We start from the raw sequence: 13,629 nt of genomic DNA on the forward strand, positions 1-13,629 counted from the left end.
AGCAGGATTCCAAGGGGAATATGTTGAATTATTAATGTAAATAAGTGGATAAGGAGAAGCCGTGAAAAAGTTGAAGGTTAGTTTGAGTGTACTGAATCTCATTTTGTCGGGGTATTTCTTGTTTTTAGCCCTTAATAGCGAATTCTTTTTTTCAATATTACGTATGATCGCTGCGGTTATATGGTTATTCATTTCTAGAATGGTTTATAAAACTAGAGAAGTGACGCCCACTCAACAAGTTGAGAACTGGGTTATGAAAGAAAAGCCAAAAGGCTTCCTTCGTTTTGTCGTGCTGAACGGGGTTATTGGATGGGGATTACCTGTTGGTTATTCCCTTTGGGTCTCTTCAACCCAACTAGAAGCAACCAATCATTTGCTAATATCATTTTCAAAATTTATTGCTATCTATCTTGTACTTGGCTTTATTATGGGCTGGTTCTGGTGGAATAAGTATATGAAAAAATCTGAGGCAATGAGAAAGGAAAATTCGCAAAACTATATTAAGACCTAAGGAAGGTTGAGCAATGGTAAACGAGAAAAATGAAAAGTATGAATGGATTAAATCAATAATAGTTGCCCTCTTATTAGCAGTTATTCTTCGCTCTTTTTTCTTTACCCCTATAGTTGTTGACGGTGCTTCAATGAACCCTACTCTTCAGGACAAGGACCGTATGATTGTAACAAAAATTGGGGAACCGAAAAGGTTTGATATTGTTGTGTTTCATGCCCCGGATGGCAGGGATTACATCAAACGCGTAATTGGACTTCCAGGCGACAGGATCGAGTATAAAAACGATATGCTTTATGTAAATGGCAAAGTATATGATGAACCTTATTTAAAAGGTTTTAAGGATAGAATTAGCCAAGGTACACTAACGGAGTCCTTTACATTAAAGGAAACGGCAGTAGGTACTGAAACCGTTCCTAAAGGTCATCTATTCGTCTTGGGGGATAACAGAAGGGATAGTACTGATAGCCGTGGTATTGGAGCTATTCCGTTAGAGAAGGTAATTGGAACAACGAAAATTGTTTACTATCCGATAAGTGAAATGAAAATTATAAAAAAATAATTTAATGAACGAAAAAGTGCTTAGGGAAGGATTTTCTTCTTTCTTGAATGTCGAATTCAATCAAATAATTAGCGAAGGGGGCGAGTTAATGATGATAAAAGGTTTCGGGGGTATATTTTGGAGAACAAATAATCTGGATGCTATAAAAAAGTGGTACAGTGAAGTGCTGAAGATTGATATGGGAAATTGGAACGGAACTATCATTAAACCCCATCCAGAAAATGAAACGATTTTTTCTTTCTTTGCTGAAGATGACCCTCATTTCCCAAAAGAACAGCAAGTGATGTTAAATTTCCAAGTTTATAACCTAGACGAGATGATTAAGCACCTTGAACAAATTGGTGTCCCTCTTGTGAAGGAAAAAGTGATGAGTGAATATGGAAAGTTTATTTGGATAAAAGATCCTGAAGGCAGACTGGTTGAACTATGGGAAAAATAACGGGTTGTAATTATTCATATTATTGTTGAACGGGAAGGATTATTCGGAAGGAAACTGTCAGGAGGAGTTTAATTGGGGATGTTTCTACCGCCGCTCATTCTTTTGATAGCTGTAGGCATTGTTGCATACTTCGCTTTATTGTATTTAAAGAGGACCAAGGACAATAAAAAGCGTCGTAAGTTAACTGTTATATTATTAGTGGTATTTTTGATATATATTTTCTTTGTCATCATCGGTGTTATCAGTTTTTTTTCAAATCCTTCTTGATTTTCCTCCGTTATATGTTCTTCTTTATGGCAGTCAATTCGAGTAACTTAAAATCCGATATAATAAGAGGATACATGCTCATATAAATGAACATAGTATCCTCTTATTATTTTAATGCATTTAGTTTTTATTGGGAAAATGGTTAAGACCAGTATTCACTTTTGAAAAAATGTTTTAACGATTCATAACGGCAAGTTTCTCATCGTGGGCTGCCTTTTCTTTTTCCAACATTTCAACTAGCGACTCAACCGTTTTCATGATCGTTTCATGCGTGACATCGCGGCCTAAAACTGCACTGGCCCTCATGATTAATTCATCTTTATTCATTTTCTATCTTACCTTTCTTATTATACATATCGCGTGGTCAAACACCGAGGGTTTACCTGAAAATTTATCTACATCCATCCAGAACTGAAGGGTCAATTTTAACAAAACCAATTCCCCTTCCCGTATTATTGACGATACTTTTGCATAAATCAAGGTACCTTTCGACTATTTTCGACTATCGCTTTTGCTTTTGTCGAATTTCCCTCACGAATAGGTTTGTGAGAAATAAGTATGATTTCTCCAAACACCGATCTTGTACTTAAGTCCTGCAAGAGCAGATGTTGTGTAAAATAGAGGTCAATCCCCTATACTATAGAGAAATAAAGTGTGGAGGGATGAAGTGTGCATATTGAGATGTGGACTGATTTTGCCTGACCGTTCTGCTATATTGGCAAAACGCGTCTGGAGGACGCAATTCAGAAGACAGGCAAACCAATAGAAGTAACGTACCGAGCCTTTGAATTGGACCCAACGATGGGCCGGGATGTCACAGAGAACATGTACGAAACCTTAGCAAAAAAATACGGGATGAGCTTGGCCCAGGCAAAAGCAAACACCGACAATGTAGCAAAAATGGCGAAGGAAGTTGGACTAGACTTTCGCTTTGACACATTAATTCAAACGAATACCTTTGATGCCCACCGGTTGACAATGTTTGCAAAAACAAAGGGCCTAATGAAGGAAATGACCGAGAGAATACTTCAAGCTTATTTTACGGAATCGAAGCATATTGGCGACCACGAAACCTTGACAGAACTGGCAGTGGAAGTCGGTCTTGATCGGGGAGAAGTGGCCACCATGCTTGCCAATAACGACATGGCCGATGAGGTCCGTGCCGATCAGAAAGCGGCGCAGCGGTATGGCATTTCCAGCGTGCCGTTCTTCCTCATGAATAACAAATATGCCCTGTCCGGCGCCCAGCCAACCGACGTGTTTCTCCAAGCGTTGGAAAAAGTGCTGGCTGAAGACCAGATCACGTTTATCAATCCTACGGAAGGGGATAAGTGTGATGATGATGGGTGCGAAATTCCGAAAAAGTAAAGAGTGCCATTATGGCAACCTGCTTCAGAGCTTTGCGTGACAACCAAACCTGATTTCCTGTTTGTTAGTCACTCATCCGTGCTTTGCGTAACAACAAGATCGGGTTTTTCGCTGAAGTTGTTACTCATCCGTGCGTTGCGTGACAACCAGCCGGGTTTTTCGCTGAACGTTGTCACTCTTCCAGCCTTTGTGTGACAACTAAACTGGTTTTTGACAGAATGTTGTCACTCATTCGCGCTTTGCGTGACAACCAAACTGTGTTTTCGCTGTTTGTTGTCACTCATCCGTGCTTTGAGTGACAATCAAACCTGGTTTTCCCTGATTGTTGTCACTCATCCATGCTTTGCGTGACAACTAAACTGGTTTTTGGCAGAATGTTGTCACTCATCCGCGCTTTATGTGACAACCAAACTGTGTTTTCGCTGTTTGTTGTCACTCATCCGTGCTTTGAGTGACAATCAAACCTGGTTTTCCCTGATTGTTGTCACTCATCCGTTCTTTGAGTGACAACAAGATCGGGTTTTTCGCTGAAGTTGTCACTCATCCAGCCTTTGCGTGACAACCAGCCGGGTTTTTCACTGAACGTTGTCACTCATCCATGCTTTGCGTGACAACCAAACAGGTTTTTCCCTGATTGTTGTCATTCATCCATCCTTTGTGTGACAACTAAACCCGGTTTCCGCTGTTTGTTGTCACTCAACCGTTCTTTGAGTGACAACAATATCGGGTTTTTCTTGATTATTGTCACGCAACCTAGCGTTTTATTCATAATACATATTTTTATTATTACTCATTTCCTTAAAATTCCTCTGCATAGCCCTTAAATAAGTCCGCCTGCTCAATTCAACTTCGCACCATTCAATAATATTTGATATTGTCATTCTTCTTTCAGGAAAAAGAAACTTATACTCTTTAGCGCTTCTCACGACCGCAGACTCCGTTTTTTCCTTACTGCCGCAATTTCCACAGATTAAGAAGGGTTTTTTGATAATTGTCATTTTTGCTAGGCAAGTTTTGCAAAAAATCCCTTTCCTGAGCGTCTCGTAAGTATATTCCGGCAGTTTGGAGTATCGCCGGCCATCCTGCTGGGAGGTCATTAGGGTTTGCGCCAGTTTTTTATGGCCCTCATTCAGCTTGGAAGGCGTATTCAATTCGGTCATAAACCTGTTGATTTGGGTTGGGAGAATAATTGGCATATCCTCTGGAGCATTGTATAAAGTGAATTCAGGATTGATGAAGACAAGGCGGGATTGAATGAGGAAATTCAGCTTGTTGTCCCGAAGGAATTGATTGAAGAGCAAGTCGCTTTTGTTTAGTTGGTTGACAGGGTTCTTGCATTTATTCCCTTTCTTTGTATACAGTTCCCCGTCCTTCCAGACATAATCCTCTTTGGAGTTTTTCACATCGATTAAGTGGATGATCCCTTCGGAAATAATCACTGAATCGATTTGGAAATCGGAGTGGTTTGCTTCGAGAAGCAAATCATTTAAAATGTACCTTTCTTCGCTTAGATTAGCAGCCAGCCTATCAAAAGCCAACTCTCCCTCAAACCCTTTTTCCAAATTCGACAAGTAAAACTTATCGTCCGCCGAAAGCTCCTTGCGCGCATTTAGGTAGCGCATGCCAATCAATTCGTGTGATTCCGTTCTCTCTTTCAAAATCATAAGGTCACCTCTTTTCAAATTATCTATCCTCAATTTTAGCGAAACCTCCCTAAGTAAATCGACATAAATGTGAATATTTCATTAATTTTTCACTCAATCTAAATTTAATTTTCGACAAACAAGTGAAGCAGCGGGACGGTTCCGCTGCTTCTTTCGGGGCTCGAATGAAGCACTGGAACCGTCCACGTGCTTCAGCCCGCAAAGTGGCATTTTTCATTTGAAAAACAAAATTTTAGTAGTTGACAACTTTTATATAAACGGCATAGAATAAAATAAAATTAAATGTTTCCTTAAGTGAAAACTCTGTCTCGAAGTCAAATAAACCGGAGGGCAATACGATGGAATTACTTAAAGATGAACAGAGTAGACATCATGAACGCAATGCCAGGCTGCAAACCAACGCCAGTTTGACTTTATCCGGGAAGGCCAAAGGATTGAAAGGACTTTTGCCGTTCCTTGGTCCTGCCTTCATAGCGGCGGTCGCCTATATTGATCCAGGAAACTATGCGACCAATATTGCTGCCGGTTCGGAATATGGATACACCCTTCTGTGGGTCATCCTCGCGTCAAACCTGATGGCCGGTCTCATCCAGACGATGTCAGCAAAGCTCGGGATTGCCACTGGAAAAAACCTGCCGGAAATGTGCCGGGACCGCTATTCGAAAAAAACATCCATGTTCCTATGGATTCAGGCGGAACTTGTTGTCATGGCAACCGATTTGGCCGAATTTATTGGGGCCGCTTTAGGCTTGTATCTTCTCTTCAATATCCCGATGATTGCCGCGGCATTACTTGCAGCGATAGGTTCTTTTGCCATCCTCGAGCTGCAGAGACGCGGGGTCCGATCGCTTGAAGCGATTATCACGGGAATGATATTTGTTGTTGTACTCGCATTTGGCATCCAGGTGTTTTTTGCAAAACCCGAAGCCGGCCCGCTGCTAGCAGGGCTTCTCATTCCAAAATTCCAGGGTGGAAACAGCGTCCTCCTATCAGCAGGCATGCTGGGAGCAACCGTCATGCCGCATGCCATCTACCTGCACTCCGCCCTTACGCAAAAAAGGATTGTCGGGAGAAGTGATGCTGAGAGGAAGAAAATCTTTAAGTTCGAAACCATTGATGTCATCATAGCCATGGTGATTGCGGGTGCTATTAATGCGAGTATGCTCATTGTCGCAGCTGCTCTCTTCCACAAATCTGGCCTTAACGTCCAGGACATTGATGTAGCGTATCACCAATTTGACCGACTGCTCGGTTCCAATGCAGCGATTTGCTTTGGGGTAGGGCTATTGATGGCCGGACTGTCCAGCTCATCGATTGGCACCATGTCCGGGGATATCATCATGCAAGGGTATATCCGACGCAGGATTCCGCTTTATCTCCGGCGTTTCATTACAATGGTTCCGCCCCTGGCCATCATCCTTCTTGGCATTAACGCAACAAAGGCGCTTGTCATGAGCCAGGTTGTGTTGTCATTCGGCATTGCTTTTGCGCTGATTCCCTTGATCATGTTTACGAGCAATAAAGAAATCATGGGCGGACTCGTCAACAAGAAAATCAACACCATATTGGCCTGGGTGATTGCCATTGTGATAATAGCCCTGAACCTGTTCCTGTTGGTGGATACGTTTTTCGGGTAAGGGCTTTTCGCAAAATTGTCTTAACGAGGGGCATCTTCTAAAACCTAAAATGGATTCTTATGCGTTCGGGGCTGCCCGTGCGCATTTTTTATAGGTTCAGATCTGTTAGGGTATTCCTAAGAAAACAACGAATGAGTGTCAAGAACAGAGTTTTTGCTTGAAGGCATTAAAGTTTGAGCTAGACAGTTCTCCGAGGGCGCCCTATTCGTTAAAATAGAGGAAACCTTATCGAGAACGGAGTGGTCGTCTTGATTGTCCCGATGCACATCACACACATCCCAAAAATCCTTCAGGCCCAGAAGGAGCTCTATCGGATGAATTTCAGGAACATGCTTTTTAATAAGGAATTTTACGACATGATCCTTTCCTGGTATGACGAGGCACTGACCAACCCGGAGTGGAAATCTTATGTGCTGCTGGATGAGGAGGGGGAAGTCTCCGGTTTTTACCTCGCTCAATACAAGGACTCAGCCGGCTATCTTTCCCAAATGTTTGTTTCCGGAAAGTTGCGGGGGAAGGGGTATGGCAAACTGCTGTTGGACCATTTCGAGCAAGAGCTGGGGGAGCCTGGTTTCTACGTTTTGCAGGCAAGCGGCATGAACGAAACCGCCGTCGCGTTTTACGAACGGAACGGCTACGACATCCTCCGCACCTACCAAGACGAAAACGGCGACCCGCGGTATTTTATGATTAAGTATGCGTTTTAAGATCGATAGCGGTATGAGTCTTTGACAGTGGTTACCAGTAATACTAAAATGGTTCATAACCAAGGGGAGAACACGTTAACGGAAGGGCCATCCAGATAAAACCCCCTGTCCATTTTGCAGAAGGAGGATGAGGCGGGTTGTGGTGGATCATTGGAATGTTGAACATTGTCCTTGCGGCGATTGAACTAATCTTAGGTATTAAAAACAGAGGAACAGTATTTTTTCGGATTCATCTGATGTTTAGTCTGATGTTTGTTTCATTCGGGGTTGCCGCGTTTTATCAAAATTTATCGTATGGAGCTCCAGGTTTAATAATAGGCCTTCTGGCTGTCTGGATTCGCTCAAAGAATAGAATAACGACCTAGATTCCTAGATTTAATGAAAGGGTGTTAATCCAATAAGGGTTAGCGCCCTTTTTTTTGCGTACCATTCATTCCAAAAAGGAAAAAGAACATTTTTGAAAATGATATTACTGGAACATATTGTAATATAATGGGATGAAAGGGGTGGGGAGAAGAAATGAAAAACAACTTAATCGCTTTAGCCATTTTTAGTTTGGCGGTGTCTTTTGTAATAGGATGTTTGATTTTATCCAATAGCTTAACTAAAAAGGCAACTAAACCGATCAATGTTCCAAAGCAACATCAACTGTTCACTCAGCAGGAAGCAGCCGACTACTTGGGAATTAGTACTGAAGAAGTACAAAGATTAACCGAAATACCAGACGGAGAAAATAGTTATACAAGTGAAATCCCACATATCAGAATTGGTGAAACAATTTATTATCCGAAGTTGGCCATAGACAAATGGTTATTGGATTTACAACTTGTTTTTGTGCCCTAAGTTTGATTGGCATAAGGCTGCCAATTAGCAGAGTGGCATAATGAAAATGTTTAGGAAATGGAGCACATTCTGGCATTCGTTTTGAAAGGGGGAGCGTGACTTGAAAAACGATTGGGAACGTTTCAAGGGTATCGAAGGTTCTTTGTTAGGCGGAATTTATGATCCACAGCTTAATACACATCAATATAAAAAGGAACTTATTCTTCACGCGACATTGCCAATTTTAGAAGTTCAGCATCCAAATTCAAAGGAAACTAGCTATTGGAAGTTAAGCTGGTTTGAGAAAATCTCGGGGGATGATGTCCTCGTCGTCAAGGAACAGGACACCCCGGAACCATTAAACTATGCGGAAATAAATGCCCCAACTCAAAAATATGCCATCATTTCTTCAAGTTTTTCGGTAGAAAACAAGTTGATAAAAAAAGTTTCCGGATATGGATATATGGAGGAATCCGGGGAAGAGTTGGATACAATTCTTCTCGAATTAAAGGACATGTATATTTCTCTTCGGGCGGGCCCGGCAATAGAAATAAGAATCGCAGAAAAGGTACCAAATATTTACGGAACGATCTTGTTTTAAAAACTTGGCTGATCATTTTTTTCGCTCTTTGTTCTACAACCTACGAAAAGAGGTTAGAATAGATCAAATTTTAGTCAGAAGGGAGGGGCTCAAATGAAAAATTATTTTATTCGATTGTTCTTTGGTATTTTAACTCTTGGCATCCTTATAGGGGTGAGGTATTTATTTAATATAGATTTGTTTAGTGAAGATAGATATCCACTCCTCTTATTAGCGATTCCATTCTCAATGATGGTGGGTGGATGGGGTGGCTGGTATCTATACAGGAGGATCCGTAACAAGAAAAATGACTACCAGAAAATTTTCAAGTGATACCGTAAAGAGGAAGGAGACCCCCCTTCCTCTTTGCGCGTTAGGTTTGTTTTGCAAAAATGTCCTATCTCTAAAATTGCTTCTTAGACCATATGATACACTGATGAGTCTTTGAAAAGAGGTGGAACGATGTACTTCCTTCGCGTCATAACGAACGATATCCGATCAGCCCAACTGCAATTCAACCATTACTCCGCAACAAAGAGACTTGTCTTAGGGGCGCTTCTTGCAGCGTTGGCGGCAATATTTCAGTCTGCCGGCGGCTTTTTTCCCGGGGTGGGCTATGTAATCAGTCCGTTTGCAACAGCGCCAATTTTGCTCTGCATGATGATCTCTTTTTGGGCCGGGATGCTTTCCTATATCCTTACATGTCTCTTGCTTCTCATTATTCAGCCGAGTGAACTGATTGTTTTTCCATTTACGACTGGCTTGCTTGGCGTCGGGCTGGGGCTGGCTTTTTCTTTTTTCAAAAAAAGATTGGTAATCCTTTTGGTCGGTGCAGCTTTCTTAACGATTGGGATTGCGATTTTACTCTATATTCTTCGTTTTCCAGTCCTCGGCCCGGCCGTTTCAACTACATTTTCAATCGTTACGCTCGGCGTTATTTCCATTTTTGCATGCCTCTATGCCTGGGGATGGATTGAATTCACTTCAATCTTATTTAAAAAGATAAAGGACATTATCCCCTAACCACCCGCCGTTCGGAAGCCGAACGCAATCAGGACTTTTTTACATAACCAGTTCAATTAAAGTAATCCCATCTGATGATGAGAGAAACTCTTGAAATGCCATTTCGAATTCTCCCAGGGTAGCCGCACGTTTTCCGGTTATGTCATAGCTGTCTGCCATTTTTACAAAATCGGGGTTTTGAAAGGTGACACCGTGCGTTTCACCAAACTTCTTTTCCATCTGCTTGACTTCAAGCTTTAACATTGAATCGTTGATGACGATAATGAGAAACGAAAGTCCGAGTCGAGAAGCCGTTTCGATCTCCGCAAAATTCATCAAAGCGCCGCCATCTCCAGTGATGGCAACGACAGTGGAATCCGGACAGGCAAGCTTGGCCCCGAGACAGCCCGGAATGGCGATCCCCATTGTAGCCAATCCGTTCGAGATGATCGTCCGATTCGGCAGTTTAGGCTGATAAGTCCGCGCAATTGAAATCTTATGCGCCCCAACGTCGGAAATCAAAATCGCGTCGTCAGGAGAAAGCCGTTGGATGATTTGCAGGACATATTCAATCTTCACCGGATCATGGCTGGAAGGGGTCTTCTGCTGGTTCACTTGATATGCCTTCATAATAACCTCTCTTAGATTCCCGGCTGGTTTCCACGATTTCGCTGGCAGCCCAGACTGATTGAGCAATTGAAGCGTAATCTTGATATTCCCTACCAGTTCCGCAGCAACAGGATAAAATTCATTTGTCTCCGCGGGCATGGAATCAATGTGCAAAACAGGAAGCTTTCCTTTGTTCCAATGGCTTGGAAGTTTTTCGACGAAATCATGGCCAATGGCAATAAGTAAATCTGCTTCCTGTATGCCTGGCAAAACCTCATCTTTTTCACTAAAACCGAATGTGAAGTAATTTTGCGGATGGCTGGTTTCTAATATTCCTTTTGCCATAAAGCTATGGGAAACAGGGGATTGAAGCGTGTCAACCAACGTCCTCAACTCCCCAACTGCATCCGCCCTCACTACACCATTCCCTACAAGGAGAAAAGGCCGCTTACAGGATTCGATCAAGTACATCGCAGTTTTCACCGCATCTCCGGTTGGTACACTTTCAGGAAGAGGAGTCACTTCCAATGGGGGATTCGTAACTACTTCGGATAAAACATTTTCTGGCAAAATGACTGCCGCCGCGCCTGGTTTCTCGATCGTTGCCAGTTTGAAGGACTTACGAATGGCAGTTGCCAGCGTTTGCGGATCAACGATTTGAGTGCTTCCTTTCGTGACGGGTTCAAATACATTAGGGATATTAATGTATTGGTGCGATTCAGCACGATGGCGGCTCACATCGGCTTGGCCAATCAGGGCTATAAGAGGTGAATGATCCAACTGGGCACTGGAAACTCCTGTCAATAGGTTTGTAGCACCAGGGCCCAATGTTGATAAACAAACCCCAGCTTTCCCAGCCAGTCTGCCATACACATCTGCCATAAATGCCGCCCCTTGTTCATGCCGGACAGGCACGAACTGAATTTGTGTTGATTTTGCCAACGAATTCACAAGCTCTAGGATTTCCTTCCCGGCGATGCCAAAAATAACCTCCACACCTTCGTTTTCCAGACATTTAACCAATAGATCCGCTGCTTTCATAGTTCCTCCTTAAAACATTTCGTTTAAGGTTAGTGTGTTTTGAAAGAGTGGACTTATACAGGAAGCAATAAACTATACGAAAACTAAGAAGGAGTTCTTATACGGAAGTGGAATATTATTAGTACTCATTGGAGCCATCCTTCAGCAAAATTAAGAGCTTTATTGAAAAGGCAAGTTAGAGATCCATACATTTTTATGTGTGAAAATTTTATCAGTAGTGCTGAAAGAGGTGATACATATGGAATTTACCGACAGATGGGCAAAATCAGGAAATGAAAACATTCATTATCTTGAAAGTACGCATAACGATCATCCACTCACTCCGTTAATTTACGTTCCCGGGGCGTTAAACTATGCAGAGCAACCGGTGGGATTGTTGCGGGAGTTCGAACCGAGAAAATGGTTTTCAATGAGTTTGCGCGGTCGGGGAAAGAGTGACGGGCCTGGTTCGGGATATGCACTGAAGAATCACGTCCGGGATATAGAGGCTGTCGTCGTACATAGCCAGCTTCGGGATTATTGTTTACTGGCATACTCGATGGGAGTTCCCTATGCCATTAAATTTGCATCAAAATCACCTGGGATAAAGGGTTTAATCCTTTGCGATTATCCTGCCAAGTATCCAGCTATCCCTGAATCCTGGGCAGAAAGGATACTCAGCCGCGGCTATATACAAAAAGAAAAGGAACATGCGGTAACAGGGATTCAAAGAGAATCCCAAAGTACGGACTTGTGTCCTGAATTAAAAGAGATAAGAGTGCCTGTCTTAGTAATTAAAGGGGGTACAGCGGATTCACTTTTAACAGAAGCGGATACAGGGCTGTATAGGGAAAACCTTCAAAGTGTAAAAATCGCGCAATTAGCTGAATCAGGGCATGTACTTTGGGAACCGGACCGGGAGAAATTTCTTCAAGTTATCAAAGAATTTTTAGGAGAATTAGATAGATTATCCTGAACTAACGCTATATTGACCATCGGAAGAATAAACCTTCTATTTTGCAAAATAAACAACAATAAAAGGTACGCTTATTCGTCCAAGAGAAACGCACCTTTAATTATAGATAACTATAATTTTCGGCCAGATTGACTTCCAGTTCTTCTTTGTAATCCGCTCTTGGTAAATGGCAATGCGTTCCTCTGTTTCAGCAAAAAAAGTAGTTGGCTTAACCCTAAAATGAATAACATCATCTATACCACATGGCGCTGTCAAAACAACTTGATGCTCATGGTTTAATTTAACACCGAGTGCAGTAGCGGTTTCTGGAAATTTGGATATCGCGTCAACGGATGATGTGTAAGGTGGGATATTGTTTACTAGATGCATTCTTGCCTCATTTTTCACAGACCAGGGAATGCCAGGAAACAATGATTTCAGTTTTTTTTCAAGAATCTTTTCAGTTGATTCTGTTAAATCTCCCTTATCAAAATAAATGACATCTACATCAGGTATGGCTGTTCTTTCGATGAATCCATACAAAGTGTCCCAAATTTTTGAGCGAACAAATCCGGCACATATCCACCAATCTGGCAGATTCAGCGTTTTTGCCGCTTTTAATATTTCCATCATCAGCTTGTCTTTTTGGATAATTTCTATGATATCTTCTTCAGTTCTTATCAATGGAGATTCCTCCGACTGTGGAAGGTGCTTCATTTGCAATATGTATTATTCCTTCAATTACATTCTCTACATCCTTCTCGTCTTTAACTGTAAGTAAGTGGTCAGCTTCTCTTTCAACAGGATCGATAAAGCCCTTTTCAAAAGTTTCATCCTGCTGGCGAGCAAGCACATCCTTAAAATTTGAATAAGCATCCTGAAATATATTCGTACTACGCGTTGTTGTAGACACACGCGCTTCGAGTACAGATTCAGGAATGTCAAAATAGACAATGACGCGGATAAATTGTTTCTTCGGAAACACCTCTTCAAGAAGATAAGACCGATCTTTCCTTTTTCGGTTCGAGTTACAAATAATAAGGTGAAAATTTGTATTTTTCTTTGCATAATCAACGATTAGATTGGAGAGGGCATTCTTTAAAAAGTTCGGTCCTTGTTTTGGCTGTAGATTGTTGTAATAAGTGTTGATGAAGGCTGCATGGTTATCCTGATCAATTACAAGAGATTGTTTCAACCTTTGTTCCAAAGCATGTGCAAAAGTGGTTTTGCCGCTATGTGTCTTCCCAACGGTCATAATAACAAGCCTTTTCATTCGACCACTCCTTTATGTTCGGTGAATGAACCATTTAAGCGAAAAAATAAAACGGCCACTAAAATCATTCTAACATATCCAAAAGTAACCATAAAAATTGGCATATCAATTCATTTTGATTAATATGCCAAACGGACTGATATTTTTTTCATAAATATTAATGAAGCAGCAGTTGCCCAAGAAGGATTAACGCCATTTTTTGTAGAAGTCTAATCC

At 41.8% G+C, this 13,629-nt stretch carries 17 protein-coding genes; 12 read left to right on the top strand and 5 right to left on the bottom strand.

Features of this window, described 5'->3' with window-relative positions; all coding sequences use genetic code 11:
• The first annotated feature begins 61 nt into the window (after window positions 1-61).
• From D1B31_RS01000 to D1B31_RS01010, 3 genes are all read left to right on the top strand, one after another.
• Window positions 62-511, top strand: coding sequence for a hypothetical protein (locus D1B31_RS01000; protein ID WP_118918889.1), 450 nt, complete (start codon window positions 62-64; stop codon window positions 509-511).
• 13 nt (window positions 512-524) lie between these two features.
• Window positions 525-1,070 carry a signal peptidase I gene (lepB, locus tag D1B31_RS01005; protein WP_118918890.1) on the top strand — a complete coding sequence of 182 codons (546 nt, stop codon included), beginning with the start codon at window positions 525-527 and terminating at the stop codon, window positions 1,068-1,070.
• 91 nt (window positions 1,071-1,161) lie between these two features.
• Entirely contained in the window at window positions 1,162-1,509 is a 348-nt protein-coding gene (locus D1B31_RS01010; RefSeq protein WP_118919208.1) for a VOC family protein, read from the top strand.
• Window positions 1,510-1,950: 441 nt separating this feature from the next.
• On the opposite strand, the gene D1B31_RS23960 is transcribed toward D1B31_RS01010, so the two are convergent.
• On the bottom strand, window positions 1,951-2,103 hold the full coding sequence (locus D1B31_RS23960) for a hypothetical protein (protein WP_158587389.1): 153 nt from the start codon (window positions 2,101-2,103) through the stop codon (window positions 1,951-1,953).
• A gap of 387 nt (window positions 2,104-2,490) precedes the next feature.
• Between D1B31_RS23960 and D1B31_RS01020 the strand changes: the two genes are divergently transcribed.
• Complete coding sequence (locus D1B31_RS01020) at window positions 2,491-3,144, top strand: DsbA family oxidoreductase (protein ID WP_275670689.1); 654 nt, start codon at window positions 2,491-2,493, stop codon at window positions 3,142-3,144.
• Between the two features lie 761 nt (window positions 3,145-3,905).
• Here D1B31_RS01020 and D1B31_RS01025 read toward each other — a convergent pair.
• On the bottom strand, window positions 3,906-4,808 hold the full coding sequence (locus tag D1B31_RS01025) for a nuclease-related domain-containing protein (protein WP_118918893.1): 903 nt from the start codon (window positions 4,806-4,808) through the stop codon (window positions 3,906-3,908).
• A 338-nt stretch (window positions 4,809-5,146) separates the two neighbouring features.
• Here D1B31_RS01025 and D1B31_RS01030 point away from each other — a divergent pair, with 338 nt between their 5' ends.
• The 7 genes from D1B31_RS01030 to D1B31_RS01060 all read left to right on the top strand — a co-directional run bounded on the left by D1B31_RS01030 (window position 5,147) and on the right by D1B31_RS01060 (window position 9,577).
• Window positions 5,147-6,445, top strand: coding sequence for an Nramp family divalent metal transporter (locus D1B31_RS01030; protein ID WP_118918894.1), 1,299 nt, complete (start codon window positions 5,147-5,149; stop codon window positions 6,443-6,445).
• Between the two features lie 314 nt (window positions 6,446-6,759).
• Entirely contained in the window at window positions 6,760-7,152 is a 393-nt protein-coding gene (locus D1B31_RS01035) for a GNAT family N-acetyltransferase (RefSeq protein WP_158587390.1), read from the top strand.
• A gap of 137 nt (window positions 7,153-7,289) precedes the next feature.
• Window positions 7,290-7,517: a hypothetical protein gene (locus tag D1B31_RS01040; RefSeq protein ID WP_118918896.1), complete on the top strand. Its 228-nt coding sequence runs from the start codon at window positions 7,290-7,292 to the stop codon at window positions 7,515-7,517.
• 154 nt (window positions 7,518-7,671) lie between these two features.
• Window positions 7,672-7,995: a helix-turn-helix domain-containing protein gene (locus tag D1B31_RS01045; RefSeq protein ID WP_118918897.1), complete on the top strand. Its 324-nt coding sequence runs from the start codon at window positions 7,672-7,674 to the stop codon at window positions 7,993-7,995.
• Between the two features lie 100 nt (window positions 7,996-8,095).
• Entirely contained in the window at window positions 8,096-8,575 is a 480-nt protein-coding gene (locus tag D1B31_RS01050) for a hypothetical protein (RefSeq protein ID WP_118918898.1), read from the top strand.
• Between the two features lie 93 nt (window positions 8,576-8,668).
• Window positions 8,669-8,887, top strand: coding sequence for a hypothetical protein (locus D1B31_RS01055; protein WP_118918899.1), 219 nt, complete (start codon window positions 8,669-8,671; stop codon window positions 8,885-8,887).
• Between the two features lie 129 nt (window positions 8,888-9,016).
• Complete coding sequence (locus D1B31_RS01060) at window positions 9,017-9,577, top strand: hypothetical protein (RefSeq protein ID WP_118918900.1); 561 nt, start codon at window positions 9,017-9,019, stop codon at window positions 9,575-9,577.
• A gap of 39 nt (window positions 9,578-9,616) precedes the next feature.
• Here D1B31_RS01060 and D1B31_RS01065 read toward each other — a convergent pair whose 3' ends face one another.
• Entirely contained in the window at window positions 9,617-11,206 is a 1,590-nt protein-coding gene (locus D1B31_RS01065; RefSeq protein ID WP_118918901.1) for an acetolactate synthase large subunit, read from the bottom strand.
• A gap of 199 nt (window positions 11,207-11,405) precedes the next feature.
• Here D1B31_RS01065 and D1B31_RS01070 point away from each other — a divergent pair, with 199 nt between their 5' ends.
• Window positions 11,406-12,161 carry an alpha/beta fold hydrolase gene (locus D1B31_RS01070; protein ID WP_158587391.1) on the top strand — a complete coding sequence of 252 codons (756 nt, stop codon included), beginning with the start codon at window positions 11,406-11,408 and terminating at the stop codon, window positions 12,159-12,161.
• 96 nt (window positions 12,162-12,257) lie between these two features.
• Here the strand turns inward: D1B31_RS01070 and D1B31_RS01075 are convergent, their stop codons facing one another.
• On the bottom strand, window positions 12,258-12,773 hold the full coding sequence (locus D1B31_RS01075; protein ID WP_420846054.1) for a nucleotidyltransferase family protein: 516 nt from the start codon (window positions 12,771-12,773) through the stop codon (window positions 12,258-12,260).
• 37 nt (window positions 12,774-12,810) lie between these two features.
• Window positions 12,811-13,413 (bottom strand): ATP-binding protein, encoded by a 603-nt coding sequence (locus D1B31_RS01080; protein ID WP_118918903.1) that lies wholly within the window; start codon window positions 13,411-13,413, stop codon window positions 12,811-12,813.
• Window positions 13,414-13,629 lie beyond the last annotated feature (216 nt).

This window comes from Neobacillus notoginsengisoli, from assembly GCF_003515685.1.
In the GTDB taxonomy this organism is placed as follows: domain Bacteria; phylum Bacillota; class Bacilli; order Bacillales; family Cytobacillaceae; genus Bacillus_D; species Bacillus_D notoginsengisoli.

Bases quoted from the DNA above. Each gene is read 5' to 3' on its own strand.
- D1B31_RS01035 (WP_158587390.1), top strand. From the start codon at position 6,760: ATGAATTTCAGGAACATGCTTTTTAATAAGGAATTTTACGACATGATC.
- D1B31_RS01080 (WP_118918903.1), bottom strand. From the start codon at position 13,413: ATGAAAAGGCTTGTTATTATGACCGTTGGGAAGACACATAGCGGCAAA.
- D1B31_RS01025 (WP_118918893.1), bottom strand. From the start codon at position 4,808: ATGATTTTGAAAGAGAGAACGGAATCACACGAATTGATTGGCATGCGC.
- lepB (WP_118918890.1), top strand. From the start codon at position 525: ATGGTAAACGAGAAAAATGAAAAGTATGAATGGATTAAATCAATAATA.
- D1B31_RS01055 (WP_118918899.1), top strand. From the start codon at position 8,669: ATGAAAAATTATTTTATTCGATTGTTCTTTGGTATTTTAACTCTTGGC.
- D1B31_RS23960 (WP_158587389.1), bottom strand. From the start codon at position 2,103: ATGAATAAAGATGAATTAATCATGAGGGCCAGTGCAGTTTTAGGCCGC.
- D1B31_RS01045 (WP_118918897.1), top strand. From the start codon at position 7,672: ATGAAAAACAACTTAATCGCTTTAGCCATTTTTAGTTTGGCGGTGTCT.
- D1B31_RS01065 (WP_118918901.1), bottom strand. From the start codon at position 11,206: ATGAAAGCAGCGGATCTATTGGTTAAATGTCTGGAAAACGAAGGTGTG.
- D1B31_RS01010 (WP_118919208.1), top strand. From the start codon at position 1,162: ATGATAAAAGGTTTCGGGGGTATATTTTGGAGAACAAATAATCTGGAT.
- D1B31_RS01030 (WP_118918894.1), top strand. From the start codon at position 5,147: ATGGAATTACTTAAAGATGAACAGAGTAGACATCATGAACGCAATGCC.
- D1B31_RS01075 (WP_420846054.1), bottom strand. From the start codon at position 12,773: ATGATGGAAATATTAAAAGCGGCAAAAACGCTGAATCTGCCAGATTGG.
- D1B31_RS01060 (WP_118918900.1), top strand. From the start codon at position 9,017: ATGTACTTCCTTCGCGTCATAACGAACGATATCCGATCAGCCCAACTG.